Source organism: Fibrella musci (assembly GCF_041321105.1).
Classification (GTDB): domain Bacteria; phylum Bacteroidota; class Bacteroidia; order Cytophagales; family Spirosomataceae; genus Fibrella; species Fibrella musci.
Map to the genome: position 1 here is coordinate 244,349 of NZ_JBGGWD010000003.1, position 25,166 is coordinate 269,514.

Annotated in this window: 21 protein-coding genes; 10 read left to right on the forward strand and 11 right to left on the reverse strand. The window is 58.8% G+C overall.

What is annotated here, in order from left to right:
• Positions 1–41: 41 nt before the first annotated feature.
• Genes ACAW74_RS10890 through ACAW74_RS10925 form a run of 8 tightly spaced genes read right to left on the reverse strand, consistent with a single transcriptional unit; the run spans position 42 to position 4,683 of the window.
• Positions 42–692, reverse strand: coding sequence for a hypothetical protein (locus ACAW74_RS10890; RefSeq protein ID WP_370698227.1), 651 nt, complete (start codon positions 690–692; stop codon positions 42–44).
• Positions 689–1,162, reverse strand: a complete 474-nt coding sequence (locus ACAW74_RS10895) for a DM13 domain-containing protein (protein WP_370698228.1) — start codon at positions 1,160–1,162, stop codon at positions 689–691. The genes ACAW74_RS10890 and ACAW74_RS10895 overlap by 4 nt, the downstream gene beginning before the upstream one ends.
• 19 nt (positions 1,163–1,181) lie before the next feature.
• Entirely contained in the window at positions 1,182–2,012 is an 831-nt protein-coding gene (locus ACAW74_RS10900) for a hypothetical protein (protein WP_370698229.1), read from the reverse strand.
• Between the two features lie 34 nt (positions 2,013–2,046).
• On the reverse strand, positions 2,047–2,499 hold the full coding sequence (locus tag ACAW74_RS10905) for a YHS domain-containing (seleno)protein (RefSeq protein ID WP_370698230.1): 453 nt from the start codon (positions 2,497–2,499) through the stop codon (positions 2,047–2,049).
• A 52-nt stretch (positions 2,500–2,551) separates the two neighbouring features.
• Positions 2,552–3,190, reverse strand: coding sequence for a LysE family translocator (locus ACAW74_RS10910; protein ID WP_370698231.1), 639 nt, complete (start codon positions 3,188–3,190; stop codon positions 2,552–2,554).
• Positions 3,191–3,207: 17 nt separating this feature from the next.
• Positions 3,208–3,708 carry a DinB family protein gene (locus ACAW74_RS10915; RefSeq protein WP_370698232.1) on the reverse strand — a complete coding sequence of 167 codons (501 nt, stop codon included), beginning with the start codon at positions 3,706–3,708 and terminating at the stop codon, positions 3,208–3,210.
• 40 nt (positions 3,709–3,748) lie between these two features.
• Complete coding sequence (locus ACAW74_RS10920; RefSeq protein ID WP_370698233.1) at positions 3,749–4,183, reverse strand: DoxX family membrane protein; 435 nt, start codon at positions 4,181–4,183, stop codon at positions 3,749–3,751.
• Positions 4,184–4,212: 29 nt separating this feature from the next.
• The gene (locus ACAW74_RS10925) at positions 4,213–4,683 is read right to left on the reverse strand and encodes a YHS domain-containing (seleno)protein (RefSeq protein WP_370698234.1); all 471 of its coding nucleotides are present in this window, start codon (positions 4,681–4,683) and stop codon (positions 4,213–4,215) included.
• 384 nt (positions 4,684–5,067) lie between these two features.
• Between ACAW74_RS10925 and ACAW74_RS10930 the strand changes: the two genes are divergently transcribed.
• The 8 genes from ACAW74_RS10930 to ACAW74_RS10965 all read left to right on the forward strand — a co-directional run bounded on the left by ACAW74_RS10930 (position 5,068) and on the right by ACAW74_RS10965 (position 18,097).
• Positions 5,068–7,416 (forward strand): hybrid sensor histidine kinase/response regulator, encoded by a 2,349-nt coding sequence (locus ACAW74_RS10930; RefSeq protein WP_370698235.1) that lies wholly within the window; start codon positions 5,068–5,070, stop codon positions 7,414–7,416.
• Positions 7,413–8,915, forward strand: coding sequence for a sigma-54-dependent transcriptional regulator (locus tag ACAW74_RS10935; RefSeq protein ID WP_370698236.1), 1,503 nt, complete (start codon positions 7,413–7,415; stop codon positions 8,913–8,915). The genes ACAW74_RS10930 and ACAW74_RS10935 overlap by 4 nt, the downstream gene beginning before the upstream one ends.
• Positions 8,916–9,074: 159 nt before the next feature.
• A complete protein-coding gene (locus ACAW74_RS10940) occupies positions 9,075–9,797 on the forward strand; it encodes an NRDE family protein (RefSeq protein WP_370698237.1) in 723 nt (240 codons plus the stop codon).
• Positions 9,784–10,878, forward strand: coding sequence for a hypothetical protein (locus tag ACAW74_RS10945; protein ID WP_370698238.1), 1,095 nt, complete (start codon positions 9,784–9,786; stop codon positions 10,876–10,878). The genes ACAW74_RS10940 and ACAW74_RS10945 overlap by 14 nt, the downstream gene beginning before the upstream one ends.
• Positions 10,879–11,301: 423 nt before the next feature.
• Entirely contained in the window at positions 11,302–14,505 is a 3,204-nt protein-coding gene (locus ACAW74_RS10950) for a SusC/RagA family TonB-linked outer membrane protein (RefSeq protein ID WP_370698239.1), read from the forward strand.
• A 22-nt stretch (positions 14,506–14,527) separates the two neighbouring features.
• The gene (locus ACAW74_RS10955) at positions 14,528–16,375 is read left to right on the forward strand and encodes a RagB/SusD family nutrient uptake outer membrane protein (RefSeq protein WP_370698240.1); all 1,848 of its coding nucleotides are present in this window, start codon (positions 14,528–14,530) and stop codon (positions 16,373–16,375) included.
• A gap of 9 nt (positions 16,376–16,384) precedes the next feature.
• A complete protein-coding gene (locus ACAW74_RS10960) occupies positions 16,385–17,056 on the forward strand; it encodes a DUF3823 domain-containing protein (protein ID WP_370698241.1) in 672 nt (223 codons plus the stop codon).
• Between the two features lie 81 nt (positions 17,057–17,137).
• Positions 17,138–18,097: an arabinan endo-1,5-alpha-L-arabinosidase gene (locus tag ACAW74_RS10965; protein ID WP_370698242.1), complete on the forward strand. Its 960-nt coding sequence runs from the start codon at positions 17,138–17,140 to the stop codon at positions 18,095–18,097.
• Positions 18,098–18,263: 166 nt separating this feature from the next.
• Here the strand turns inward: ACAW74_RS10965 and ACAW74_RS10970 are convergent, their stop codons facing one another.
• Positions 18,264–19,271, reverse strand: coding sequence for an SDR family oxidoreductase (locus ACAW74_RS10970; RefSeq protein WP_370698243.1), 1,008 nt, complete (start codon positions 19,269–19,271; stop codon positions 18,264–18,266).
• Between the two features lie 288 nt (positions 19,272–19,559).
• On the opposite strand from ACAW74_RS10970, the gene ACAW74_RS10975 reads away from it, so the two are divergent.
• Positions 19,560–22,202, forward strand: a complete 2,643-nt coding sequence (locus ACAW74_RS10975; protein WP_370698244.1) for a glycoside hydrolase family 78 protein — start codon at positions 19,560–19,562, stop codon at positions 22,200–22,202.
• A 99-nt stretch (positions 22,203–22,301) separates the two neighbouring features.
• On the opposite strand, the gene ACAW74_RS10980 is transcribed toward ACAW74_RS10975, so the two are convergent.
• Together ACAW74_RS10980 and ACAW74_RS10985 are read right to left on the reverse strand one after the other, a co-directional pair.
• Positions 22,302–23,174: an oxidoreductase gene (locus ACAW74_RS10980; protein ID WP_370698245.1), complete on the reverse strand. Its 873-nt coding sequence runs from the start codon at positions 23,172–23,174 to the stop codon at positions 22,302–22,304.
• 82 nt (positions 23,175–23,256) lie between these two features.
• Positions 23,257–24,159 carry a helix-turn-helix domain-containing protein gene (locus tag ACAW74_RS10985; RefSeq protein WP_370698246.1) on the reverse strand — a complete coding sequence of 301 codons (903 nt, stop codon included), beginning with the start codon at positions 24,157–24,159 and terminating at the stop codon, positions 23,257–23,259.
• A gap of 203 nt (positions 24,160–24,362) precedes the next feature.
• Here ACAW74_RS10985 and ACAW74_RS10990 point away from each other — a divergent pair, with 203 nt between their 5' ends.
• Positions 24,363–25,151: a 2Fe-2S iron-sulfur cluster-binding protein gene (locus ACAW74_RS10990; RefSeq protein WP_370698247.1), complete on the forward strand. Its 789-nt coding sequence runs from the start codon at positions 24,363–24,365 to the stop codon at positions 25,149–25,151.
• The last annotated feature ends 15 nt before the right edge of the window (positions 25,152–25,166 follow it).

Below are 25,166 nucleotides of genomic sequence, written 5' to 3' on the forward strand. Positions count from 1 at the left end.
GTACGTTCCGAAAAGGCGTTTTCATGGTTACCGAGCGCTACTCAGAACAGCGGGAAGCGCAGCCCCGCCTTCAGGGTAACGTAGTTGTTGGCCCCCGATACGACGGGCGAACTGGCGGGCACCACGTAGACGCTGGCCTCTCCAAACGCAGCTACTGGCGTCGAAAACTGCCAGTTGAGCCCTACGCCCCCGGCACCAAAAATCGATAGTCGGGTGGTTGATCCAAGCGACACCAGCTGGCTGTTGGGCTCGTAGAGCAACCTGGGCACCGTGATGCTGGTGAGCCCCAGCCCGCCTGTCAGGTAGGGTCTTAACGCGCGCTGTTTTCCGTACCAGATCCCATATACGCCCAGCGCATTGGTCTGGTACTCGCCTTTCAGCTGACTGATGCTGCGTTTCAGCGTCGGGTCCAGGTCGGCAGCCAGCCGACTGCTCTGCACCGGCAGGATGTTGGCATCCCAGGCACCAGCCACCGACAATCGGGAATTGATCCGGTATTCGAGGTTGACGGTTGTACCGCGCCCCCACTGCGTCACCTGGCGCAGCATCGACACCGGAAACGCCAGACTGCCGCCCGTTGTCGTGAAAAAACGGCTGGCTGAAGCGGCAGGGGGCAGGCCTGGAGCAGGCTGTGCCGTGGCTTTCAGCGTCAGCAACGCTGGCAGCAGGCAGGTAAGCAGGCCGCCTCTCATTTCAGTTCGGCATTCCCGAACAGCACCGAAAAGGCTTTGCACCAGATCAGCACATAGCGCTGGCGGGCCGGGTCGGCACCGGGCGGCAACTCGACGGAGAAGGCACCCGTCGTACTGCTGAGTTTCGAAACCTCGATGAAGTTCCGCAGCGACGTGTTTTCGGCCAGGTAAATGCGCAGATCGGGACCGCCGTCGGTGCGAAAATTGCTGAACACCAACGTTCGTTTGCCGTCCTGCTCGCGGAGGCTCACGGTGCCGCTGGTCGGATGCACATTGCTCACAAACGTACCCCGCAACAGCGCTGGCTCGTCGGTACCAGTGGTGGTACTCATACCGACAGGCATACTGACCGTCGTGGTGCTGACCACGGGGCTCGTACCGGTTGGGCTGAAGGGCGGCGTTTCAGGCGATTGGCAGGCCGTCAGCAGCGTAGTGGCCAGCAGCAAACAATACAGAAACAGGGCTTTCATAGTCGTTGATTGGTTGGGGTTACCACTTGATGAAAATACCAGCATTATAGGATCGCGAGAAGGGTACATTTTCGCCACCCAGCGCCCCAATGACACTGGCCGACAGCCCAAGTTTATCGGGTACCAGATCGTACAGGCCTTTGAGGCCTGCGCCCAGAAACTGTTGATCGTTCAGGTACGTTGCCGAAAACTGGTAGGCTTCGGTGTTGAAGAATGGGCCGTTCCGGGCGGGCAGGCGGAAGTCGATGGTGCCGGCCACCCACAGGCGGGGCAACAGTTTATACCCAAATTCGCCGTTCACTTTCAGGAAGTTGCTGTAATTCTGGGTCATGAACCCATACCCCACTTCGGCAAAGTAATAGGTACGTTGCCCACCCGCCCCCACCGACAGATAAGGCAGTACAGTCCAGCCTTCGTAACCCGTGCGCAGACCCAGCCGGTCGTTGTTGGTAAAAGTATTGGCCAGGGCGTCGACGCCAAGGGTTATGCCATCCACCAGGGCGTGCTTGAGGCCCAGCCCCACGTTGCCGAGGCCCGTCAGGGTACCCGCCGGGGTGGGGTTGACCGCCAGATTGGTGCTGGCTTCGGTATGCAGCCGTTTGTAAGGCAACACACCCCGAATCGCCCATTTTTTACCCAGTCCATACTCGGCGTAGAGCTGCACGGTCACGTCGCTGGCATTGCGAAAAGCCGGTACTTCAGTACCCGCCGGGCCATAGACGCTGTTGTAATACAGGCCCGAATAGCCAATCTGGAGAAAACCTTTGCGGGCACCCGGCAGCCACGGACCCGCCCCCGCCGACAGTGTCAGCATCGTCAGCAAACCACTCATTAGCAGACTTCTGCGCATACATTCAACAAGTTAAGGGTGAGTACTATAGTGCTTATTTACTACTGATCGTCAACCAGTTGGCGTCGGCTTTTTTGATATAGCCAGCCTGATCTTTATTCCACTCCGTGCGCACCTTCGTGTTGTAGTTCAGGTACAGTTTTCCGTCGGCGATGGTCCAGGCATCGGCTTCGGTGGGGGCTTTGTAGCCGCGCGACGCCCCAAACGCACAATAGCCGCCGTACTGCGGCGCGTAGTTGGCCGGATTGGCCTTGAAGGCATCCCGATGCTGGGTGCTGGTGAAGTACCAGGTGGCCCCGTCGTGGACATACGAGATGGCCGGGTCGCCGGGCATGGGCTTGCTATCGGTGAAATACGCCACGGGATCGTAGCCGCGAATAGCCTTGCCATCAGGGGCAAAGACGGGCGGTTTCTGCGCCAGTGCCGTCAGCGCGGTGGCGAGTGAGAACAGGGTAAACAGGGCGATTTGTACGATATACCGCGTCATGATTTGGTTGGTTTGACTAGTTGAATGAATGCTAAAAGCGAGCGCTGCCAGTTCAACCCGGCAGCAGTTGAAGCGCCTGCCACAGCGCCATACCAATGAAAGCGGCGCCCGTGAGGCGGCCAACCCATGGGCCGCTCAGGTACGTCACCAGCCGATGCCGTTGCCGGTCGGCCAGCCAGACGTAGGTCGTCAGCAGCCCGAAGGCGCCCACCGCCGTACTCAGCGCAAACACCCACTGGCTGGCTGGCTGCCCCGTCGGCAACAACCGTTGGCTCCCAACGGTCGCCTGCCCAAGCCACAGCCATACCGCCGACCAGAAGGGCAGCAGCTGCGGATTGGTAGCGCTTAGGACCAACCCTTTCCAGAACGGCAGGGCTACAGATGGTGCGCTGGCCATGTCGACAACCGGGGCGGGTCGTTGTCGGAAGGCGGCGATCCCCGCCCCAAGCAGCACCGGAACAGGCAGGTACATCAGCCACACCAGCCAGGGTGAGTTGGCTGGCAGGAGCATCAGACCACCCGCCGCCAGCGCACTGTAGGCGATCTCGGGCAGGCTCCCGCCCAGCGCCAGCCACAACCCGGCCCGGCGGCTCTGGCTCAGCGTGGCCTGTACCACGGCCAGATTGACCGGCCCCGGATGCACTGAGCCGGCAAAACTGATGGCACTAACGAGACAGAACAGAAGCAGCATAACGCCGGGGGTTGGAACTAGGTTGACTGGTGCTGTACGGTGGAGTAAGCCACGCCGAAATGAGGCGGCAGCACCACCTTCGGAAAGGCGTTCTGAACGGCCACGTGAATCAGCGCCATATGATGAATGGCGTGTTCGACATTGTAGAGCAGTTCGCGGGCTACCGTCGATCCGAGTTGCAGGAAGCTCGTTGCCGCCACCGACAAATCGGCTTCCAGTAACAGCGACTGTTCCAGATCAAGCCGCTGAACGGCCCGGTCGACGGTGCCGATGCGCCGGAGGGCCTCGTCGGTCGTTACTTCGAGTTGGGCATCCCGCTGGCGGCGGTCGTAGTTCAGCGTTCCGGTTTGAGCGCTGTGCGTCAGGAGTTCGTAAAACTCCAGAATATGGCGTACGTGTTTACCGATGGTGTTGCCCGACAGTACCGCCAGCGGACGGGCGTAGTCGGCGTCTGTCAGTTGGCCGATCACCTCGGCGAGTTGTAGCAGAATATCGGTACTGGCCGTTTTCAGGGACATAGCAGGATGCGGGCGTTGGATACGGTGGGAAGATGGGGCGTCAGACATTGAGACGGCTTGATTTTGCACCCGAAACCGACGCGACGACGCCCGTCAGCACGAGAAGCCACTGGGTACGTGTCAGCACCAGCACGATGAGGCTACAAACCGCTACCACCAGCGCCAGAACGAACAGATAGCCGCCATCGCCCTGCACGGCAATGCCCAGGATGGTCAGGTGCGACCCGATGGCCCCCAGCATCACCCCCAGCGCCAGCCCCGCGCCTACCCAGCTGGTGCGCGGCAGCAGGATGAGTATCGACGCGATCAGTTCCACCACCCCGGCACCGATCCGGCCCCAGGGTTCGACACCCAGCGTCGAGAAAATATAAACGGACTCGGCCGCGCCGGTAAACTTGAAAAACAAGGTCTGGAGCATGATAACGGCCGCTACGACACGGGCGCCCCAGAGCAGATAGAGCATAAGCTTAGTCATGGTAATGAGTGAGTTAGACAGCGGAACGGTTACGACGGCGACCCGGCCAGCTTCAGCCAGTTGGCGTCGGCTTTTTTGTGCAGGTTCAGTTCGTCGCGGTTCCACTTGGTGAGGGTGTTATTGATGAAGGTGTGGTAGAACAAAAACAGCTTTCCGTCTTTGATCTTGAACGTTTCGGGGTCGACTTCGACCTTCTCGCCGTTGGCGCCCATAGCGTAGGCGCACCAGCCGCCGTATTGGGGTTCGTATTTGTCGGGGTTGGCCTGAAACGCCTTCATATTAGCGGGCGAAGCAAACCAGTATATCACATTTCGGTACGAAAACGCATTGGCCGCCAAGCCTTTGACGGCCTTGTTTTGCGTGAAGTAGGCGACCGGGTCATAGCCCTGAATGGCCAGCCCGTTGTCCAGGTTGTAGTGCTGTTTCCGGGTAGCCGGATTTTGGGCGACAGCTCCATACGACAGGGTGAGGGCGAGAAACAGGAACGAAAGCAGGTGCATAGCAACTTTGATTGAGTCGGTTCAACCACCATCCGGGTCTGGTTCACAACCATGACCACGCGGTGTTACCAGTCCCTTTGCCAAATTCCATTCCAGCCGGGCCAGTCGGGTTAAAAAGGCCGCCAATCGGGGCCGCATGGCCCAAACGGGCACCTTATGGCCTAGACCGGCCAGACCGATTTAGGCGAAGGATTCCCGATATTTCGTAACTTTTATGAAATGACCGAAAAAGCGCGTGCACGCTACCCCGCCCGATTGACTCGCTGGGTGGCCAACAGGCTCAATCTGGCCGGTCTGGTGCGTTGGCGACGGTTCGGACCAGGAATTGCAGCCCTTTCTGTAACGTCGTTGGCGGTTGCCCTGCCAGCGATATGAGCCTCATCTATGGAAACCAGCCCGTCGACTACCGCTAGTCGCATACCCGACCCGGTCCTGCACCTGTCGTATCCTACCATCGAGCAGGCGATGGAACCGATTTTGCTCGTCGATCAGGACGGTCGCGTGCGCCGAACCAACCGTGCGGCACGCGAACAGCTTGGCTACGACACCACGGCGCTCGACACGCTCACGTTTGGCCACCTTTACCCGACCATCGGCCCGCAACGCTATGCGCAACTCTGGCAGCAACTCCAGCAGGAACACACCCTGACGCTCGATCTGCCTCAGGCCCAACCCGACGGCAACCAGCGGCAGGTCGAGATCAGCCTGAATTTCGTCCGGATCGACATACAGTATTTTCTGTGTTGTTTTGTCCGCGATGTTACGGAACGGTCGCAGCTCGACGATACGTTGCGGCGGATCTCGGAAGGCACCGCCGCCGATACGGGCATCGACTTTTTTCAGTCGCTGGTGCAGCAACTGACCGCTACCCTGCACGTGCAGTATGCGGTGGTCACCGAATGCAGCAACGTGGAAAAGACCCGGCTGCGCACGCTGGCCTTCAGCGTTAACAACGCCCTGCACGAAAACATCGAATACGATCTGGCCGGTACGCCCTGCGACATTGTGATGCGGGGCCGCACCTTTTACCTGCCAGCCAATCTGGCCAATAACTTCAATGAAGCCCCCGTAGAAGCCTACCTCGGGGTTCCTATCTACGACAAAGCAGGGCAGGTGATCGGGCATTTGGCCGTCAGTGACAACCGCCCCATGACCGACCACTATAAGTATGTGGGCATCCTGCGGGTACTAGCAGCGCGGGCGGGGGCCGAAATCGCCCGGAATGTGGCTGAAGAACGGCTCCTGCGCATTCAGGAACAGCTGGAGGCTACCGTGCTCGAACGTACCCGCGAACTGGCCGAAGCCAAGGAAGAAGCCGAGGCCGCCAACCGCGCCAAAAGCGATTTTCTGGCCACGATGAGCCACGAACTCCGCACGCCGCTCAACGGGATTCTGGGCTACACCCAATTGTTCAGGCGCGACCCGCTCCTGTCTGACCAGCAACAGCGGGGTATCCGGGTCATGCACGACTGCGCCGAGAGTCTGCTGGCGCTCATCAACGACGTGCTGGACCTGTCGAAGATTGAAGCGCGCCGGATGGAGGTGCTCGCCGAGGTGTTTTCCCTGCCCGATCTGCTGCACCACATTACCCAGCAAACCCAGGTGCGGGCCGAGCAGAAAGGGCTGGTATTCGACACGTACCTGAGCGATACCCTGCCCGAATGGGTGGTGGGCGACGAGCGAAAGATCCGGCAGGTGCTGCTGAACCTGCTGGGCAACGCCGTGAAGTTTACCCCGGTGGGCACCGTCACCTTCCGGGCCGACTGGCAGGCGGGGCAAAATGGCGCGTTGCCTACTCTTCAGTTCAGCATCGAAGACACCGGCGTGGGCATTGCCCGCGATCAGTTGCCCAGCATCTTTCTGCCTTTCCAGCAAATTCGCGAAGCCAATGCGTTTGTCGAAGGGACCGGCCTGGGGCTCTCGATCACCGACCAGTTGGTGCAACTGATGCAGGGCGATCTGTATGTGGCCAGTCAGACGGGGCAGGGCACCCAGTTTAGGCTATCACTCAGTCTGCCCGAGGCGCCCGGTAAAGCCAACGTACCCAGCTCTATTCCCACAGGTGAGCACATCAACGGGTACGTTGGTGCCCGAAAAACCATTCTCATCGTCGACGACGGCTGGGCCAACTGCGCCGTACTGACGCAGCTGTTGCAACCACTGGGCTTTACCCTACTCGAAGCACGCAGTGGCCGCGAAGCCGTTGAACTGGCCATAGCGCATCAGCCTGACCTGATTTTGCTGGATCTGGTTATGCCCGACCTGGATGGCTATCAGGCGCTTCAGCTACTACGGGCCAACGCCGCTACACAATCGACGCGCGTGCTCGCGTTCTCGGCGCGGGTGTTTATGCAGGATCAGCAGCGCAGCCAACAGGCCGGTTTCGACGACTTCATTCCCAAACCCGTCAACCTCGATACCCTGTTGGCCAGGATTGGTCAGCACCTCAATCTGACCTGGCAAACCCAGCCACTCAACCCGTCGACCAAAGCCGGTGGGCGGGCCAACCGGGCTAACCATCTGCCCGTTCACCGACCTCATCCCGACCAGTTGAACGCCCTCTACGGCCTGGCCCGGCTGGGCGATATTCAGGAGATACTGGCCCGGCTCGACAGCATCGAACGCCAGAACGCCGCCTACCTGCCCTTTGCCGAAACGCTCCGGCAGGCAGCGGCCGAATTCGACATTCGCACCATCAAAAAATACCTTCAAGCCTGTTTAGATCTGGTATGAACACCTACGTAGACGACGCCGCTGCCGACGGCGTCGGGCAAAACCACACCATCCTGATTGTTGATGACATGCCCAACAACATCAGCGTGTTGTTTGAAACCCTGACCCGGTTTCACTACAAGGTGCTGGTGGCCCGCGATGGCAAAAGTGCGATCGAACAAGCCCAACTGGCCCGCCCCGACCTGATTCTGCTCGACGTGATGATGCCGGGCATGGACGGGTTCGAAACCTGTCGTCGCCTTAAACACCTCGACACCACGCAGGCGATTCCGGTGTTGTTCATGACGGCACTCTCCGACACCATCGACAAGGTGAACGGCTTCAACATGGGGGCGGTGGACTACATCACCAAACCCTTTCAGTTGCAGGAGGTGCTGGCCCGGATTCATACCCACCTGACCCTACGCGGCTTGCAGCGCGAACTCGAAGCCGCCAACGCCCAGCTCGAAAGCCGCGTCGCCGAACGCACCGAGTCGCTGTCGAAAGCCCTGGCCGAGGTCGAACAGCTCAAAAACCAGCTTCAGGCCGAAAATGCCTACCTGCGCGACGAGATCCGGCAAACCAGCAATTTCGAGGACATCGTGAGCCAGAGTAAAGCCTTCGGGCGGGTGCTTCGGCAGGTTGAGCAGGTAGCACCCACCAACACCTCGGTGCTTATTCTGGGCGAGTCGGGCACGGGCAAAGAGTTATTGGCGCGGGCCGTACACAACCGAAGCAGTCGCAAAACCAAAGCCCTGGTGAAGATCAACTGCGCAGCGCTGCCCGCCACGCTGATCGAGAGTGAACTCTTCGGCCACGAGAAAGGCGCGTTTACGGGGGCTGCCACACAGAAAATAGGGCGCTTCGAGCTCGCCAACGGCGGCACAATCTTCCTGGACGAAATTGGCGAGATGCCCATCGACCTACAGGCCAAATTGCTTCGGGTCTTACAGGAGGGTGAGTTTGAACGGCTGGGCAGCACCAAAACCCTGCGAGTCAACGTGCGGGTAATTGCCGCCACCAACCGCGACCTGGAGCGCGAAATCAGCGAGGGCCGTTTCCGGGAAGACCTGTACTACCGGCTCAATGTGTTCCCGATCACGAGCCTCCCCCTGCGCGACCGCAAGGAAGACATTCCGCTGCTGGTGCGGCACTTTTGCGCCAAACATGGCCCCGGTATCGGGCGGCAGATCGAGGTGGTTCCACCCGAGGTCATCGACGCGCTCACTGACTACCACTGGCCGGGAAATATCCGCGAGTTGGAAAACGTGATCGAGCGCTCGCTCATCATCTCGTCGGGGCGGCGGCTTCAACTGGGCGACTGGCTACGGCGAAAAACACCCGCCACCAAACCCACGGGCCTGATGACGATGGAAGACTGCGAGCGTAACCACATTCTGGCCGTGCTGGAGCATACCCGCTGGAAAGTAAGCGGCGAACAGGGCGCCGCCAGAATCCTGAACATGATTCCCACCACGCTCGATTCACGGATGAAGAAACTGGGTATCCAACGCCCCTGATTCGTCACGACAGACCGTAATGGTTACGATATATCGTAAATCGACGTAATCACTATCAGTTATTTAAATCCTGTAAACTACTATTAATCAGTCATTTATGAGAGAAAAATTAATTGGCCTGCCAGTTGCCATAGCTATACCAATCGCTCACCGCTTGCTATGTGCACTGCCACTTATGTACCCCTTGGCCCTACTGGCTTCGCGTTAACCCACAGCCGCGACGAAAAAGCCCTTCGCCCGGCCGCCCATCCGCCCCGCGAAGTCCGCGTTGGTGACCACTTTATCACCTTTCCGCAAGACCCACAGGGCCAGGGAACCTGGATCGCTACCAACGGTTACACAACCGTTTGCCTGCTCAACGGTGCTTTCCGCCCCCACCGCCCACAGCCACCTTACCGACACAGCCGTGGGCTGATTAGTCTCTGTTTTTTCGACTACCCATCCGTCGATGCGTTTGCTGCCGCCTACGATTTTGACCGGATCGAGCCGTTTACCCTGCTGGTGGGAGAAGCCGGACGGCTCACCGAACTGCGCTGGACCGGCACCGAACGATCACTACAGGCGAAAGACCCACGTCAGCCGCACATCTGGTCGTCGGTAACGCTCTACTCACCTGAGGCAATGGGCAAGCGGGAGCAGTGGTTCCGAACGTGGCTGGGGCAGCAGGTCAAGCCATCGGTCGAAGCCATTCGGCACTTCCACAAGTCGGCGGGCGACGGCGATCCCCAAAACGACCTGCGTATGAATCGTCGGGGCGAACTCCTTACGCTCAGCCTCACCAGCGTTACCCACAATGGTCAGCTAACGACCCTGCTTTACGAAGACCTGATTCAGAATAGCTCTTCTTATCAAACCCTCCGATTGTTGTATGCAACCGCTTAGTTCAACCATCCAGAACCCCGGCGGGTGGGCATCCCTCCGAGCCCGCCTGCCCCGGCTACGGCTCAACACCCCATTTTTCATCCGCCTGCGGCACTGGGAATACTGGCCGTTTGCAGTCGTTTATCTGCCTGTCTTTGTGTACCACCTCTGGCTCTCCCTCCGGGCCCGATCATTTTTCTTTTTTTCGGCCGCTAATCCATCCATCGAAACGGGAGGGCTGATGGGTGAATCCAAGATCAATATTCTCGACCGTATTGATCCGGTTTTCAAACCCGAAACGCTGTTCGTGTCGGCCACCACGGCCCCCGAATCGGTACTTACGCTGCTTGATGAGGGCGGGATAACGTACCCAGCCATTGCCAAGCCCAACGTGGGCGAGCGGGGCTGGCGGGTCGAGCAGATCGACAATGCGGCGCAGTTACTGGCCTACGCCCGGCAAACCCCCGGCGATTTTCTGATTCAGGAATATGTAGACGAGCCGCTCGAATTGGGTATCTTTTATTACCGGCGGCCGGGGCAGGCGCAGGGGGTTATTTCATCCATCGTCCAGAAAGAATTTCTGACGGTTCGGGGCAACGGACGCAACTGCATCGAAGAGCTCATCGGGCAAAACGAGCGCGCCCTGCTGCAACTACCCGCCCTGACGGCCCGATACGGCGATTACCTGCACCACATTCCCGCGCCCGGCGAAACGATCCGGCTGGTGTCGATTGGCAACCACTGCAAAGGCACCAAATTCCTGAACGCCAACCACCTGATTACGCCCGAACTGACCCGTGTTTTCGACCGCATCAGCAGGCCCATCGATGGGTTTTATTATGGCCGCTATGACCTGCGTTGCCGGAGCGTAGCAGATTTGTACGCCGGGCGGCATATCCGTATTCTGGAACTGAACGGAGCCGGGGCCGAACCAGCGCATATTTACCAACCGGGCTTTTCGTTGTGGGTAGCCTGGGGGGTGCTATGCCACCATTGGCGCGTGCTCTACGACATCAGCCGCGACAACCACCGCCGGGGAATCTCCTATATGACCCTGGCCGAAGCCGTTCAGGTCTGGAAACGCAACCGGGCACGTACCTGATGCCTTCCCAAGCGACCCGCTAACTCTCGATCCTACCTTTTTCACCGAAGCCGCGTCAGCTAAAACTGATGCGGCTTTTTTGGTATGCCAGCGTGTCTACTATCAAACTATTGCCGACAAACCAACGTAACGATACACTCTCCAAGCGAGTATCTACTGGCACCATTTTGTCATCATCAATTTACTTAGCATCATGTCAAATTTGAGTCAATAAATGCAATTTATTTATATATCGCCTTTCCAAATTTCAATTTACATAATACCTATTGATGGATACTGACTGTTTTTTGACTTTAATTTCTCTTTAATAACTCAGTATTATAGCTTTGATTTTTAGGATTATTCTACTTCACAGATAGATGATTAGCTCTCCTTTCTATTCCTAACATTCAGCGTTTAAAAACCCTCTAAACAGTCAGACTCATGAGACGATCAGTACAGCGCTTGCCGCATCGCCAGGCAACTATGTGCGCCCTCATTTCGCTGGCCTGTGGCATGATGGCTACGACTACCATAGCCAGAGCGCCCGGCGGCACGGAGACAAAAACCGAACGACGCACGATGACCGCCCCCCTTGCCGACATTGTGGTGACGGGCAGGGTCACCGACGAAAAGGGCGAAACCCTGCCCGGTGTCAACGTGGTCATCAAAGGCACCGTGCGCGGGAGCACCACCGACAATCAGGGGCAGTTCTCGATTACCGTGCCCGACCCCAACACCGTGCTGGTGTTTTCTTTTGTAGGCTACCAGAAACAGGAAATTACGGTTGGCAATTCAGTCAAACTAGCGATCACGCTGGTGGCTGAAGATCAGTCGCTCGATGAAGTGGTCGTCGTGGGCTACGGTACGCAGTCGCGCGGAACCGTAACGGGGTCAGTCGCGGCGGTCAAGGCCGATGACATCATCCGGACGCCCGCCGTGGCCACGTCGAGCGCACTGGTTGGGCGCGTACCAGGCATTACGGCCCGACAGACCGACGCCCGGCCGGGTGGTGGCACCAACATTCAGATTCGTAACATGGGTGCGCCGCTGTACGTCATCGACGGCATCGTGGCCGACGCGGGTCAATTCAACAACTTAGGCATCAACGATATTGAGAACATCTCCATTCTGAAAGACGGCTCGGCCGCTATTTATGGGTTACGGGCCGCCAACGGCGTCGTACTCGTCACCACCAAACGGGGTAAAGCCGGGCAGAAACCCGTCATCAGCCTGTCGGGCTATTACGGGCTACAAAACTTTACGCGCTACCCCCGTCCCGCCAATGCCTATCAGCACGTGCGGGCGCTGGCCGAGTCGGATCAGAACCGGGGTATTACCACCAGCATTACCCCGACTGAACTGGAGAAATGGCGCGTGGGCACCGAGAAAGGGTTCCAGAGCTTCGATTACTACAACATGGTGATGCGGCCCAACGTACCCCAGGCGTATATCAACGCCAGCGTGTCGGGCGGGTCAGACAATGTCACCTACTATGTGTCGGCCAGCCACCTGACGCAGGACGCGCTCATTCGGGACTACAACTTCAAGCGGAGTAACTTCCAGGCCAACGTTGAGGCGGGCCTCAGCAAACGGCTGCGGATCGGCACGCAGATCAGCGGGCGCATCGAAGACCGTTTTCAGGTGGGTGTTCCGGGACTCGACGACTATTTCAACCCGTTCCTCAGTATCTTCTCGATGTGGCCAACCGAACGGCCCTACGCCAACGACAACCCGAATTACATCGCCCAGACGCACAACGTAAACGTGAACCCCGCTACCTACCGGAAAGAAATCACCGGTACAATCAGCGAAATCTGGCGGGCGGTCAAAGCCAATTTCACGGCGCAGTATGACCTCGACTTTGGCCTGAATGTGAAGGGAACGTATTCCTACAACTTCACCAATTTCGATTTCGACGGGTTTGAGTACACCTACGACGCCTACACCTACGACGCCGCTACCGATAGCTACAACGTGGTGCCGGGCGGTGGTAACCAGAACCCCTGGCGCGAACGCCGGAAACGCAACATAGCCGACCGATTCATGCAGTTGCAGGCTAGCTACAACAAGCAGTTTGGCAGCCACGGGCTATCGGCAGTAGCGGCCTACGAGCGCTACGATACCGACAACAAATACCTGGTGGTGCACACCGTTCCGCCCAACAACTATATTCCGCTGATGTCTTTTGCCAACCAGGATGTCCTGATTGATGAATGGAACGTAACGGCGCGGGCGGGCTACATTGGTCGGGTCAACTACAACTTCAAGCAACGGTACCTGGTCGAGTTGCTGGGCCGGTATGACGGGTCGTTCCTGTTTGCGCCCGGTCGGCGGTACGGTTTCTTCCCCGGCGCGTCGCTGGGCTGGCGGCTGAGCGAAGAGCCGTTCTTCAAAGACAAAGTCGGCAACACGATCAGCGAGTTCAAGCTACGGGCCAGCTACGGCCGCACTGGTAGCGACCTGATCAACGACGCCTTCATTGTCGCGCCGTTCAGCTACCTGCCCGGTTACAACTTCTTGTCGAGTAGCGCCATCTTCAACGGCAACTACGTCATTGGCGTACAGCCGCGCGGCCTGCCCATCACAACACTGTCGTGGGTGAACAACATCTCGACCAACGTGGGTATCGACTTTGGGCTGTTTGGCGGTAAAATTTCGGGGCAGTTTGATGTCTTCGAACGCAAACGTACCGGCTTGCCCGCTGCGCAGTACGACGTGCTGCTACCCAGCGAAGTGGGCTATAGCCTGCCCAATGCCAACCTCAACTCCGACGCCATCCGGGGCATCGAGGGTGCGCTGTCGTATTCAGGCAAGGTGGGTGGGCTGACCTATACCCTCGGCGCCAACGCCACGCTGGCCCGTCAGCGGAGCCTCGACATCTACAAACCCCGTTTTGGCAACTCGTGGGATCAGTACCGCAACTCGGCCGTCGATCGCTGGTCGGGGATCAACTGGGGTTATCAGGTCGAGGGCCGGTTCCAGTCACAGCAGCAAATCGACGAGTATCGCGTCGACAACGACGGGCAGGGCAACCGCACGCAGCTCCCCGGCGATTTCATCTATAAAGATGTCAACGGAGATGGCGTGATCAACAACCTCGACGAGCGGCCCATTGGCTATGCCGAAGGCGCCACGCCTTACTTCAACTATGCGTTCAACGGCTCGTTTGGCTACCGGGGCTTCACGCTACAGGTCGACGTCGTAGGCGCAGGGTTGCAGACGTTCCGGCGCGAGGTCGAGCAGAAGATTCCGTTCCAGAACAACGGTACGTCGCCGTCCTACATCTTCGAAGATCGCTGGCACCGGGCCGACCCCTTCAACGCCGACAGCCCGTGGGTATCCGGCACGTACCCACCCGTGCGGAAAGACAGCCCCAGCCACGTGAACTATAGCCGCCGCAGCGACTTCTGGGTCACCAACGTGCGCTACCTGCGCCTGCGTAACCTCGAAATCGGCTACAACCTGCCGAAAACGTTCCTGGGCAAATTCGGCGTGTCGGCCATGAAGGTGTACGTCAACGGCACCAACCTGGTTTCGTTCGACAACCTCAAGGCGATCGAGGTAGACCCGGAGATTTCGTCCAACGGGGCGCTGGTGTATCCGCCGCAACGCCTCTACAACGCTGGTTTTGCGCTGAGCTTTTAACCCATTTGACCCGACTTGACACATGAAACGCATACATAAATACCTGTCGCTTGGCCTGCTGACCCTCAGTCTAACGGCCTGTAAAGACGATTTTCTGGAACGCCAGCCACCCAACATTATCCTGGAAAGCCAGGTCTGGAATGATACCAAACTGATTACGAGCCTGCTGGCCAACTACTACGACCGGCTGCCGGCCCACACCCAGATCGACAACGGCTGGGACCAGTTTGCGGCTTACGACGAGGCTATGTGGTCGGGCAACAACGATGGCCCCAACAACATCATCTCGTATGGGTTCGACCGCTGGCGGCTGTGGGATTACGGCCTCATCCGCGACATCAACCTGGCGCTGGAAAACATCGAAACGAAAAGTACAGCCCTGACCGCCGCGCAGAAGGCGCAGTTTTCGGCCGAATTCCGGTTTTTGCGCGCCTACATGTACTTCGAACTGGTAAAGCGGATGGGTGGTGTACCCATCATCACGAAGCAGCTCATCTACGACTTCAGCGGCGACCCTACCTCGTTGCAGTTTCCGCGCAACAAGGAGTCGGAGGTGTATGATTTCATTGCCACGGAACTCGACGCCATCAAAAACGATCTGGGCAACGCGGGCAGCAACACCCGCGCCAACCGGTACACGGCGATGGCGCTGAAAAGCCGGGCCATGCTCTACGCGGGTTCTATTGCCAAATACAACAACCGCATGGGGGCGCCCATCAGCACACCGGGCGGCGAAGTAGGCATTCCGGCGGCACGAGCGCAGGAGTATTACACCAAAGCGCTGGAAGCGGCCAAAGAAGTCATTGGCGGCCCCTACCGGCTCTACAAGGCCAACCCGAACCTGGGCGAAAATTTCTTCGAGGCCATCACCAAGAAGCTGAACAACTCGGAAGTGATTCTGGCGAAGGATTTCCTGACGGCCAAAGACAAACGCCACAGCTTCAGCTACGATAACATTGCCCGCAACATCCGCGAAGACAACCTGTCGTCGTCCAACGTTACGCCCGTGCTGAACCTCGTGGAGGCGTATGAGTACCTGGACGGCAGCGCCGGTACGTTGAAAACCCGCACGCCCGACGACAGGGATTACATCTATTACGATAACCTGAGCGGGCCGTTTACCAACAAAGACGCCCGGCTCTACGGAACGGTTATCTACCCCGGCACCAGCTTCAAAGGACAGGAAGTGCAGATTCAGGCGGGAGTAATGGTCTGGAACGCAGCCAACAGCACGTATCAGGTGGTCGAGGGTGGTACGCTGGGGTCGAACTATACCGATGGTAAACTGCTGACGGGTGGCTCGGGGCCGCAACGCTCGCAGACGGAGGTATCGAACACAGGCTTCTATCTGCGGAAATACATCGATCCGGCACCGCTGTCGAGCACGCGCGGTATCCGGAGCGACATGTGGTGGGTACGTTTCCGGCTGGGCGAAGTGCTGCTCAACGCCGCCGAAGCGGCTTTTGAACTTGGCCAGACCGGCGAAGCGCTGACCTACGTGAATCAGGTACGTGAGCGGGCAGGTTTCCCGGCCAACAGCCTCACCACGCTCACGCTGGCCCGGCTTCAGAACGAGCGGCGGGTGGAGCTGGCGTTTGAAGACCACCGCGTGTGGGATCTGAAACGCTGGCGCACGGCCCACGAAGTCTGGAACGGCAACACCACCAACCCCGAGGCGATGATGTATGCGCTCTACCCTTACCGCATTGTGCGGCCCGGCGACGCCCGCGACGGCAAGTATGTGTTTGTGAAACTGCTGGCCCCGCGTTTCCGGGCGCCGCGCCTCTTCCAGTTGGGTAACTACTACTCGTCGATCGATCAGGCGGTGCTCAACAATAATCCTAAACTAGTTCGTAATCCGTTTCACTAAGAACCGACTATGAAAGCGATATATCTTGGTCTGCTGGCGGGGAGTCTCCTGCTGGGTGGCTGCGCCAAAGACAACTTCGAACCCCCAACCTCGACCATCACAGGGCGGGTTGTTTACGAAAATCAGCCGGTGGGGGTACGTTCCAACGGCGTTCAGCTGGAATTATGGCAACCGGGCTTTCAGCTCTACACCAAAATTCCGGTCTACGTGGCGCAGGACGGGTCGTTTGCGGCCACTGTCTTCGACGGCAACTACAAGCTGGTGCGGCTGCGGGGCAATGGTCCCTGGGTCGACAACACCGATACCATTCAGGTACAGGTACGTGGCGCGGTGCAGGTCGACGTACCGGTGCAGCCCTATTTCGTGATCCGGAATCCGACCATTCAACGGAGCGGCACCAACCTGACAGCAAGCTGTACGGTGAGTCAGGTGGCTACCGGGCGGGCGATCGAGCGGGCGACGCTTTACGTGGGCACGACGCAGTATGTCGATGCGACGAACAACGCCGGGGCCGTCAACCTCAGCGGTACCGCCCTCGCCGACCTGACGAAAAGCCTGGCGTTCTCGCTGGCACTGCCAGCCTCGCTCAGTGGGCGTGGGTACTTCTTCGCGCGCATCGGGGTGAAGACCGTTGGGGTAGCCGAGCTGATTTATACGCCGGTACAGAAAATTTCGATTTAACTGACGGAACCCCTGAAGCGGATAAACCGGGTTCGCCAGGTTTATCCGCTTTCTTTTTTCAGCCAATTCATCCAAATGTTGATGATCCGAATGAGTGCGCTGATCGGCCTGCTGGTGGGGTTACTGGGTAGCCTCACGACGCTGGCGCAAGACCCGGACATCGTGACGCACGACCCCAGCACGGTCCTGAACGAAGCGGGTACGTATTGGTACTTCGCGACGGGTAACGGCATTCAGGCGGTTAGCTCGCCCGATCGTAAGCGCTGGACGCCGCAAAAGCCGGTCTTCGAGAAAGGCACCTGGCCCAATTGGATCGACAGCACGGTGCGCGGCTTCAAAGGGCATTTCTGGGCACCCGACTGCATTCGGATGAACGGCCGCTATTTTCTCTACTATTCCTGCTCGACCTTCGGGTCGCCGGTGTCGGCCATTGGCATAGCGACCTCCCCTACCCTAAACCCGCAATCGCCCGACTACCGCTGGACCGATCAGGGCATGGTGGTTTCGTCGAAAGTAAGGACGGATATTAACGCCATCGACCCCAGCCTGCTGCGCGATACCGATGGCCGGGTGTACCTCACCTACGGCTCGTTTCATGGTGGTTTAGGTGCCGTCGAGATCGATACGTTGACGGGCAAACTCAAAGCAGGCGCTACGGTGAAAACCGTCGCGGGTGGGCGGCAGTCCGACTGGGAAGCGGCGGCGCTTATTAAGGAGGGTAGCTATTATTACCTCTTCGCCAACAACGGTCTGTGTTGCAAAGGGCTTAACAGCACCTACTACATCGTGGTTGGGCGGTCGACCAGTCCGCTTGGGCCGTTCGTCGATCAGTCGGGGCGCGATTTGACCGCCGGCGGGGGCACGGTAGTTCTGCGCACCGAAGGCCGCTATATCGGGCCGGGGCACGTGGGGTTACTGCGCGACGGCAAACGGCAACTGGTATCCATTCATTTTTACGATGCTGATGACAAAGGCAAAGCCCGCCTGGCGTTTCGGCAGCTCACCTTCCGCAAAGGCTGGCCGGTGCTGACACCCGAGTGATAGCTGTGCTGTCAGATCCCCGATCTGATAGAATATGGGTCCCAGACCCAGCGAGAGGCAATTCAATTGCCGCAAAGTCGGCCGACTCGCCAAACATTGAGTTTGCCGTTGCTGGGTCGATGACCCAAAAACTGTCAGATCGGGGATCTGACAGCACGTAATATAACTACGGCTGGCCGTTACCACCAGCAGCCCCATAGACCTGTCCCGTGGCGTAGCTGGCATCACTGGCAGCCAGTTGCACGTAGATCGACGCCAGTTCGGCGGGTTGGCCGGGGCGTCCCAGCGGCGTATCACCGCCAAAGGTTTTTAGTTTCTCCTGCGTCGCGCCGCCGCTGGGTTGTAGGGGTGTCCAGATCGGACCCGGTGCGACGCCGTTGACCCGAATCCCTTTGGGACCAAGCTGTTTGGCCAACGACTTCACAAAGTTCATGTTCGCCGCCTTGGTTTGGGCGTAGTCAAACAGATTGGGCGACGGATCATAGGCCTGTTCAGACGTTGTGCTGATGATCGCCGAACCCGGTGGCATATGGGGCAGAGCGGCCTTCGTCAGCCAGAACGGCGCGTAGATGTTCGTTTTTATCGTGGCGTCGAAGTCTTCCGACGTCAGCTCCAGAATCGACGCCCGCTGTTGTTGCCGGGCCGCGTTGTTGACCAGAATATCCAGCCCACCCAAGCCTTTAACGGCCTCGTCGACCAGACGTTTGCAGAAGGCTTCGTCGCGAAGGTCGCCAGGAATGGCAATCGCTTTCCGCCCCGCCGCCTTAATCAGCGCAATCACTTCTTTGGCGTCCGGTTCTTCGGCGGGCAGGTAGTTGATCGCTACGTCGGCCCCTTCGCGGGCGTAGGCAATGGCCGCCGCCCGGCCCATGCCCGAATCACCGCCGGTGATGAGCGCCTTCCGGCCCGTTAGGCGGCCCGAGCCTTTGTAGCTCTGCTCGCCGTGATCGGGACGGGGGTCCATTTTGCTGGCGAGGCCCGGCCAGGGTTGTGGCTGCTCTTTAAACGGCGGCTTGGGGTACTTGGTCGTAGGGTCCTGCAAAGCGGGCGCGGGCGGTGCGTTCACAGGTTCGGTCGATGCGTTGGCGAGTATAGGCGCCGCCATAACGGTAGCCAGGCCACCGCCAATGCCGCCGATCACCTGGCGTCGGTTCAGCTGATTTTCCTTGTTCATGGTTGTATGCTGTTGTTGAGTAAGGCCCATCGACAGTTTCATACTACGTCGATAGACTATAACAGCTAACTAAAGCCAGTGCAGAAGGTTGCTGCTTCGAGCTTCTTTTGTCCATTCAGGCACGCTTAATCGAGCCTCTGGTCAGTCGGGTGTCGTTCAGGTACGTTGCCAACGGCGCTGGGTACGTCCCTGGGCGGCAACATCAGCCAGGAAGTTTCGGGCTAAGGGGTTAAAAAGGGGGCAGTAAACGACTTTGTCGTTGGGATACCTCCCCATCCTGCGCGCCCTATGATCAAGCGACTCCTGCTCAACCTCCTCTTCCTTACTCTGCTCACGCTTCTCGTTCTATTCATCGCCCAAACTGCCAAAGCGGCCCCCGCCCCGCCCTGCCTGCCCGTTGGGCTGCGCTGCGAATACCTGGTGAATCCGCTCGGAATCGATTCGCCCGAACCCCGGCTGACGTGGCGACTGGCCGACACCCGCAACGGGGCCAAGCAGACGGCCTATCAGGTGTACGTCGGCACCGATTCGCTCGCGCTGGGGAAGGGCTGGACATCGGGCCGTATCGATTCCGACGCCCAATTGGTAACGTATACCGGGCCGGCGCTTCAACCGTTTACGGCCTATTACTGGCGGGTCGAGGTGTGGGACAAAGACAACAAAGCATCGACATCGGCGGTGGCCCGTTTTGAAACCGGCATGGGCAACAGCCGCAACTGGCAGGGCGCCTGGATCAGCGACGGCACGAACATCGACCTGAAACCCGCTCCCTACTTTCGGAAGACGTTTTCGACCAGCAAAACCATCCAATCGGCGCGGGCCTACATTGCGGCGGGGGGACTGTATGAATTGTACCTGAACGGGCAGAAAATCGGCAATCACCGCCTCGACCCCATGTACACGCGCTTCGACCGGCGGACGCTCTACGTTACCTACGACGTAACGCCGCAGCTTCAGGCGGGCAAAAACGCCATTGGCGTGCTGTTGGGCAACGGTTGGTACAACCATCAGTCGACCGCCGTCTGGTATTTCCATCAGGCCCCGTGGCGCGCCCGGCCTACGTTCTGCCTCGACCTGCGGATCACGTACACCGATGGCTCGGTCGAAACCATTTCGTCGGGCAAAGGGTGGAAAACGAGCCTGAGCCCCATCGTCTTCAACAGCATTTACACCGCCGAACACTACGACGCCCGCCGCGAACAACCCGGCTGGAATACGGCCGCTTTTGCCGACTCGACCTGGAAAGACGTGGCCTACCGGGCGGCACCCTCGACCAACATCGTGGCGCAGGCGATGCACCCCATCCGGAACGTGGAAGCCATTCCGGCCAAACGCATCACCCGCATCAACGACACCGTTTTTGTGTATGATCTGGGCCGGACCATCGCCGGGGTGAGTCAGTTTCGGATCAAAGGAGCGGCGGGCACGACCATCCGCCTCAAACACGCCGAACGGCTGTATCCCAACGGCCGGGTCGATCAGTCCAACATCGACGCGCACTACCGGCCTGTGGGTACGTCAGACCCGTTCCAGACCGACATTTTCATCCTGAGCGGCCGGGGCGAAGAAACCTTCATGCCGCATTTCAACTACAAAGGGTTTCAGTACGTAGAGGTGACCACGAGCCGCCCGCTCGCCCTCACGAAAGAGGCGCTGACGGGCTATTTCATGCACAGCGACGTACCCGTGGTGGGGCAGGTGACCTCGGCCGACCCGACGTTGAACAAAATCTGGGCGGCTACCAACAACTCGTACCTCTCGAACCTGTTTGGCTACCCCACCGACTGCCCGCAACGCGAAAAGAACGGCTGGACCGGCGACGCGCACATTGCGGTGGAAACGGGGCTGTATAGCTTCGACGGCATCACGATCTACGAAAAATGGCTCGCCGACCACCGCGATGAGCAGCAGCCCAACGGCGTGTTGCCCTCCATCATCCCAACGGGAGGCTGGGGCTACGAATGGGGGAACGGCCCCGACTGGACCAGCACCATCGCGCTGATTCCGTGGAACGTGTACCTGTTTTACGGCGACAAGAAAATTCTGGCCGACAACTACGACAACATCAAACGTTACGTCGACCACATCACCGAGATCAGCCCGACCGGACTGACTACCTGGGGTTTGGGCGACTGGGTACCGGTGAAGTCGAAAGCGCCGGTCGAGCTGACCTCGTCGATTTACTACTTCACCGACGCGTCGATTCTGGCAAATGTGGCCCGATTGCTGGGCCGGCAGGCCGATGCCGACAGGTACGTTGCCCTGGCCGCTAAAATCCGGAACGCGATCAACGCCAGGTACCTCAACCAAACGGCGGGCAGCTACGGCACCGGCATCCAGACCGAACTGAGCGCGCCGCTGCACTGGGGCGTGGTGCCCGACAACCTCCGGGGCCGCATTGCCACGTCGCTCGCCAGCCGGGTCGTGGCCGACAGCACGCACATCGACGTGGGGCTGCTGGGTACCAAAACCATCCTGAACGCCCTGAGCGACAACGGGCAGGCCGATCTGGCTTACCGGGTGGCGGCGCAGGAGACGTTCCCGTCGTGGGGCTGGTGGATCAAAAACGGGGCGACGACGTTGTACGAAAACTGGCCCATCGACGCCAAAAGCGATATTTCGATGAATCACATCATGTTTGGCGAAATCGGGGCGTGGTATTACAAGGCGCTGGGCGGCATTAAACCCGACCCCAACCTGCCGGGCTTCAAGCACGTGCTGTTGGAACCCCATTTCGTGGCGGGCCTTGACCAGTTCGAAGCGTCGCATGAGGGCCCATACGGCACCATCCGGTCGGCCTGGAAACGGGCCAAGAAGGGCGTCACCTACAGCGTCACCATCCCGCCCAACTCTACCGCAACGCTGCGGCTCCCCGGCTCAGGTACGTTGCAACAGCTCGACGCCGGTACGTATCAGTTCGACAACCTGTAGGTACGTTCAGGTACGTTGGCGGAGCCATTAACCAATGCGTAACAAAGAAGCCGGACCACGCAGCAACGCAGTCCGGCTTCTTTATTGTGGTTCAATACATTACGCTGTAGCCAGGTCAGCAAAGTCGGTCGATTGCGTCAGCGTTTTCCAGGCGGTCATATCGGCCTGTAACGACTCGATTTTAGCCTCGGTCATGGCGTAGGCATCCCGTCCCAGCAACAGGTGCAGGGGCGGGTTGACATCACCCGCAACCTGAATCATGGCTGCAACCGCCTTCACCGGGTCACCCGGCTGATTCCCCCGGATTTGTGACTGATGCGCTTCCTCCGACTCACGCACCTGCGTGTAGGCCATCAGCTTGCTTTCGGCGACTCGTAACGAACCCGCTGCCAGAAACTCGGTGCGGAAGTAGCCCGGTTCCACGATCGTTACTTTAATACCGAACGGGGCCACTTCGGCAGCCAGCGATTCCGACAGGCCCTCGACAGCAAACTTGGTGGCGCAATAAATGCCCCAGCCCGGAAAGCTACCCGAGATACCGGCAATCGACGAGATATTAAGAATATGCCCCGACTGCTGTTTTCGCAGTTGCGGCATCACCTGCCGAATCACGTTCAGGGTGCCGAATACGTTCACCTCAAAGTTGGCCCGGGCCTCCTCGTCGGTCAGCTCTTCCAGGGCGCCCAACTGTCCATAACCCGCATTGTTGACGACCACGTCGATCCGGCCAAATTGCGCGATGGTGGCTTGAACCGCCTCAGCGACGCTCGACTCCGTCGTCAGGTCGACCGTCATCGGCAGAAAGTCGGCCGATTCGATACCGGCAGCCCGGCGTAAGTCGGCCCCGTCGCGGGAGGTCGCCGCTACCCGGTGCCCCTGTTGGATCAGTTGATGAACGAGTTCGAGTCCGAAGCCTTTAGAAGCGCCGGTTATAAACCATACCTGATTGGTTTGTTGTGCCTGATTAGTCATGTTGTTATCTGGTTGACGGGCACAAAAGTAGCCGCTCTTCCAGCGCAGGCACTTACCCATTTCAAGCGGATACTTACCAAATTCAAACACGCCGAAAAGCAGACGGGGACATACCCGTTCGCTTTTTGAAGAAATAGTTGAAATGGGCCGGTTCATCGAACCCGAGGCTGTACCCGATCTCGGCGATGTTCCAGTCGGTGTGGCGCAACAGGGCCTTTGCCTCGCCCGACAGGCGTTCGGCGATGTGTTCGGTCGTGGTTTTGCCCGTCGTGTCTCGAACGCAACGGTTCAGGTGATTGACGTGAACCGAGAGTTGCTGAGCGAAGTCGCCCGCCGAGCGCAGGGCAAATCGCTGCCCCGGCGATTCAATCGGAAACTGCCGTTCGAGCAATTCGATAAAGATAGCCGTCAGCCGGGCCCGGGCGTCGGGGTGTTGATACAGCGTCTCGGCAGGCCGTAGTTTGAGTGCGTAGTGGATCAGCTCAGACGCGTACGTCCGCAATAGCTCGTATTTGAACGTATACGCCGAGTTGAGTTCAGCGAGCATCTTTTCGTACAGGGCACTCACCTCCCGGTCCTGATCGGCCGTTAGCGGGTAGGCGGGTTTGCCAGCAGGCCTGAACACGGGCAGGTCGGTCAGATCGGCACCAAACCGACCGGCGAAAAACGCGTCGCGAAAAATGCAGAAATAGCCGGTGGTATCTTCCGCCAGCGGCTGCCACGTATAGGGCACCTGCGGGTTAAAAAACAGCAGCGTGGGTCCGTCGATCTCGATGCTTTTGTCGGCATAGTGATAGACGTTGCGGCCCCGGATGAGCGAAATCTTGTAAAAATCCCGGCGACTATACTGCACCGGGCTGGCGTTGGGAGCCAGGCACTCTTCCAGGCGAAACACGTTCACCTGCCCGATGTTGGCCTGTAGCTCGTCGGGTAGGTGATTGAATTTGTGCTGATAAAACTCTTCGAGCGTTTCGGTCTTTGGCATGAGCCAAAGTTACCAAATTCAAAGCAGAACCTGTGCCTTGCTGCGTCAACTGTGTTCGAGATTATGGTGGCTCATGGGCCAGAAAAGAGCCGGGGACCGCCGACGCGTCAATTAGTTGGTAACAACCGGTACGTCTGGCTCGTTTTATACAATGAGCAGGCTAACCACAGCCTGGAGCCACTCTTGTTTTATAGTAGAAGCGCATGCTAGACGAAAACGAAACCCCTCACCTGACGGAGGACGAGAAGAAACTGTTTGCGGATCTGATGCCCGACGACCTGAACGAGATCCTCGACACGGGCGTCAACCGGCGGCATTTTCTCAAGCTCATGACCCTCGCGGGCGGGGGCATTCTGGCGGCGCAATCAGCCGTGGCCGAGCAACTGTTCACACGACCGTTGCCCGAAACATCCGCCGCCGAGCTCGCTCCCAGCGCCATCGAAAATGGCGTAAATGTGGCGTTCAAAGTCAACGGAACGGCCCGTAAGCTTACCGTCGACTCGCGCATGACGCTGCTCGATACACTGCGCGAACGCCTCGACCTGACGGGTTCCAAAAAAGGCTGCGATCACGGCCAATGCGGCGCCTGCACGGTCATTGTCGATGGGCAGCGGGTGCTGTCGTGCCTTACGTTGGCCGCGAGTTGCGAGGGTAAAACCGTGCAGACTATCGAAGGCATCGCCAAGGGTAACACCTTACATCCGGTGCAGGAGGCCTTCCTGAAACACGACGGTTTCCAGTGCGGCTTCTGCACACCCGGTCAGATCTGCTCGGCGGTGGCCCTGCTCGACGAAGCCCGCCGAGGCGACGCGAGTTACGTAACTACCGACGTGCGGAAAAAGGCCGGTCCGGTGCAACTATCACCCGACGAAATCCGGGAGCGGATGTCGGGCAACCTGTGCCGGTGCGGCGCCTATCCCAACATTGTGGCGGCCATTCAGGAAGTGCATACAGGCAAACCCGTCGAGCAACAGTTCCGCTTCTCGGCATAGGCCCCACAAGCTATA

What these genes read in the sequence shown, in the direction of transcription:
- ACAW74_RS10955 (WP_370698240.1), top strand. Translation starts at nt 14,528, where the DNA reads ATGAAACGCATACATAAATACCTGTCGCTTGGCCTGCTGACCCTCAGT.
- ACAW74_RS10950 (WP_370698239.1), top strand. Translation starts at nt 11,302, where the DNA reads ATGAGACGATCAGTACAGCGCTTGCCGCATCGCCAGGCAACTATGTGC.
- ACAW74_RS10930 (WP_370698235.1), top strand. Translation starts at nt 5,068, where the DNA reads ATGGAAACCAGCCCGTCGACTACCGCTAGTCGCATACCCGACCCGGTC.
- ACAW74_RS10990 (WP_370698247.1), top strand. Translation starts at nt 24,363, where the DNA reads ATGCTAGACGAAAACGAAACCCCTCACCTGACGGAGGACGAGAAGAAA.
- ACAW74_RS10920 (WP_370698233.1), bottom strand. Translation starts at nt 4,183, where the DNA reads ATGACTAAGCTTATGCTCTATCTGCTCTGGGGCGCCCGTGTCGTAGCG.
- ACAW74_RS10945 (WP_370698238.1), top strand. Translation starts at nt 9,784, where the DNA reads ATGCAACCGCTTAGTTCAACCATCCAGAACCCCGGCGGGTGGGCATCC.
- ACAW74_RS10910 (WP_370698231.1), bottom strand. Translation starts at nt 3,190, where the DNA reads ATGCTGCTTCTGTTCTGTCTCGTTAGTGCCATCAGTTTTGCCGGCTCA.
- ACAW74_RS10915 (WP_370698232.1), bottom strand. Translation starts at nt 3,708, where the DNA reads ATGTCCCTGAAAACGGCCAGTACCGATATTCTGCTACAACTCGCCGAG.
- ACAW74_RS10935 (WP_370698236.1), top strand. Translation starts at nt 7,413, where the DNA reads ATGAACACCTACGTAGACGACGCCGCTGCCGACGGCGTCGGGCAAAAC.
- ACAW74_RS10970 (WP_370698243.1), bottom strand. Translation starts at nt 19,271, where the DNA reads ATGAACAAGGAAAATCAGCTGAACCGACGCCAGGTGATCGGCGGCATT.
- ACAW74_RS10900 (WP_370698229.1), bottom strand. Translation starts at nt 2,012, where the DNA reads ATGCGCAGAAGTCTGCTAATGAGTGGTTTGCTGACGATGCTGACACTG.
- ACAW74_RS10895 (WP_370698228.1), bottom strand. Translation starts at nt 1,162, where the DNA reads ATGAAAGCCCTGTTTCTGTATTGTTTGCTGCTGGCCACTACGCTGCTG.
- ACAW74_RS10960 (WP_370698241.1), top strand. Translation starts at nt 16,385, where the DNA reads ATGAAAGCGATATATCTTGGTCTGCTGGCGGGGAGTCTCCTGCTGGGT.
- ACAW74_RS10985 (WP_370698246.1), bottom strand. Translation starts at nt 24,159, where the DNA reads ATGCCAAAGACCGAAACGCTCGAAGAGTTTTATCAGCACAAATTCAAT.
- ACAW74_RS10925 (WP_370698234.1), bottom strand. Translation starts at nt 4,683, where the DNA reads ATGCACCTGCTTTCGTTCCTGTTTCTCGCCCTCACCCTGTCGTATGGA.
- ACAW74_RS10890 (WP_370698227.1), bottom strand. Translation starts at nt 692, where the DNA reads ATGAGAGGCGGCCTGCTTACCTGCCTGCTGCCAGCGTTGCTGACGCTG.
- ACAW74_RS10905 (WP_370698230.1), bottom strand. Translation starts at nt 2,499, where the DNA reads ATGACGCGGTATATCGTACAAATCGCCCTGTTTACCCTGTTCTCACTC.
- ACAW74_RS10980 (WP_370698245.1), bottom strand. Translation starts at nt 23,174, where the DNA reads ATGACTAATCAGGCACAACAAACCAATCAGGTATGGTTTATAACCGGC.
- ACAW74_RS10940 (WP_370698237.1), top strand. Translation starts at nt 9,075, where the DNA reads ATGTGCACTGCCACTTATGTACCCCTTGGCCCTACTGGCTTCGCGTTA.
- ACAW74_RS10975 (WP_370698244.1), top strand. Translation starts at nt 19,560, where the DNA reads ATGATCAAGCGACTCCTGCTCAACCTCCTCTTCCTTACTCTGCTCACG.
- ACAW74_RS10965 (WP_370698242.1), top strand. Translation starts at nt 17,138, where the DNA reads ATGATCCGAATGAGTGCGCTGATCGGCCTGCTGGTGGGGTTACTGGGT.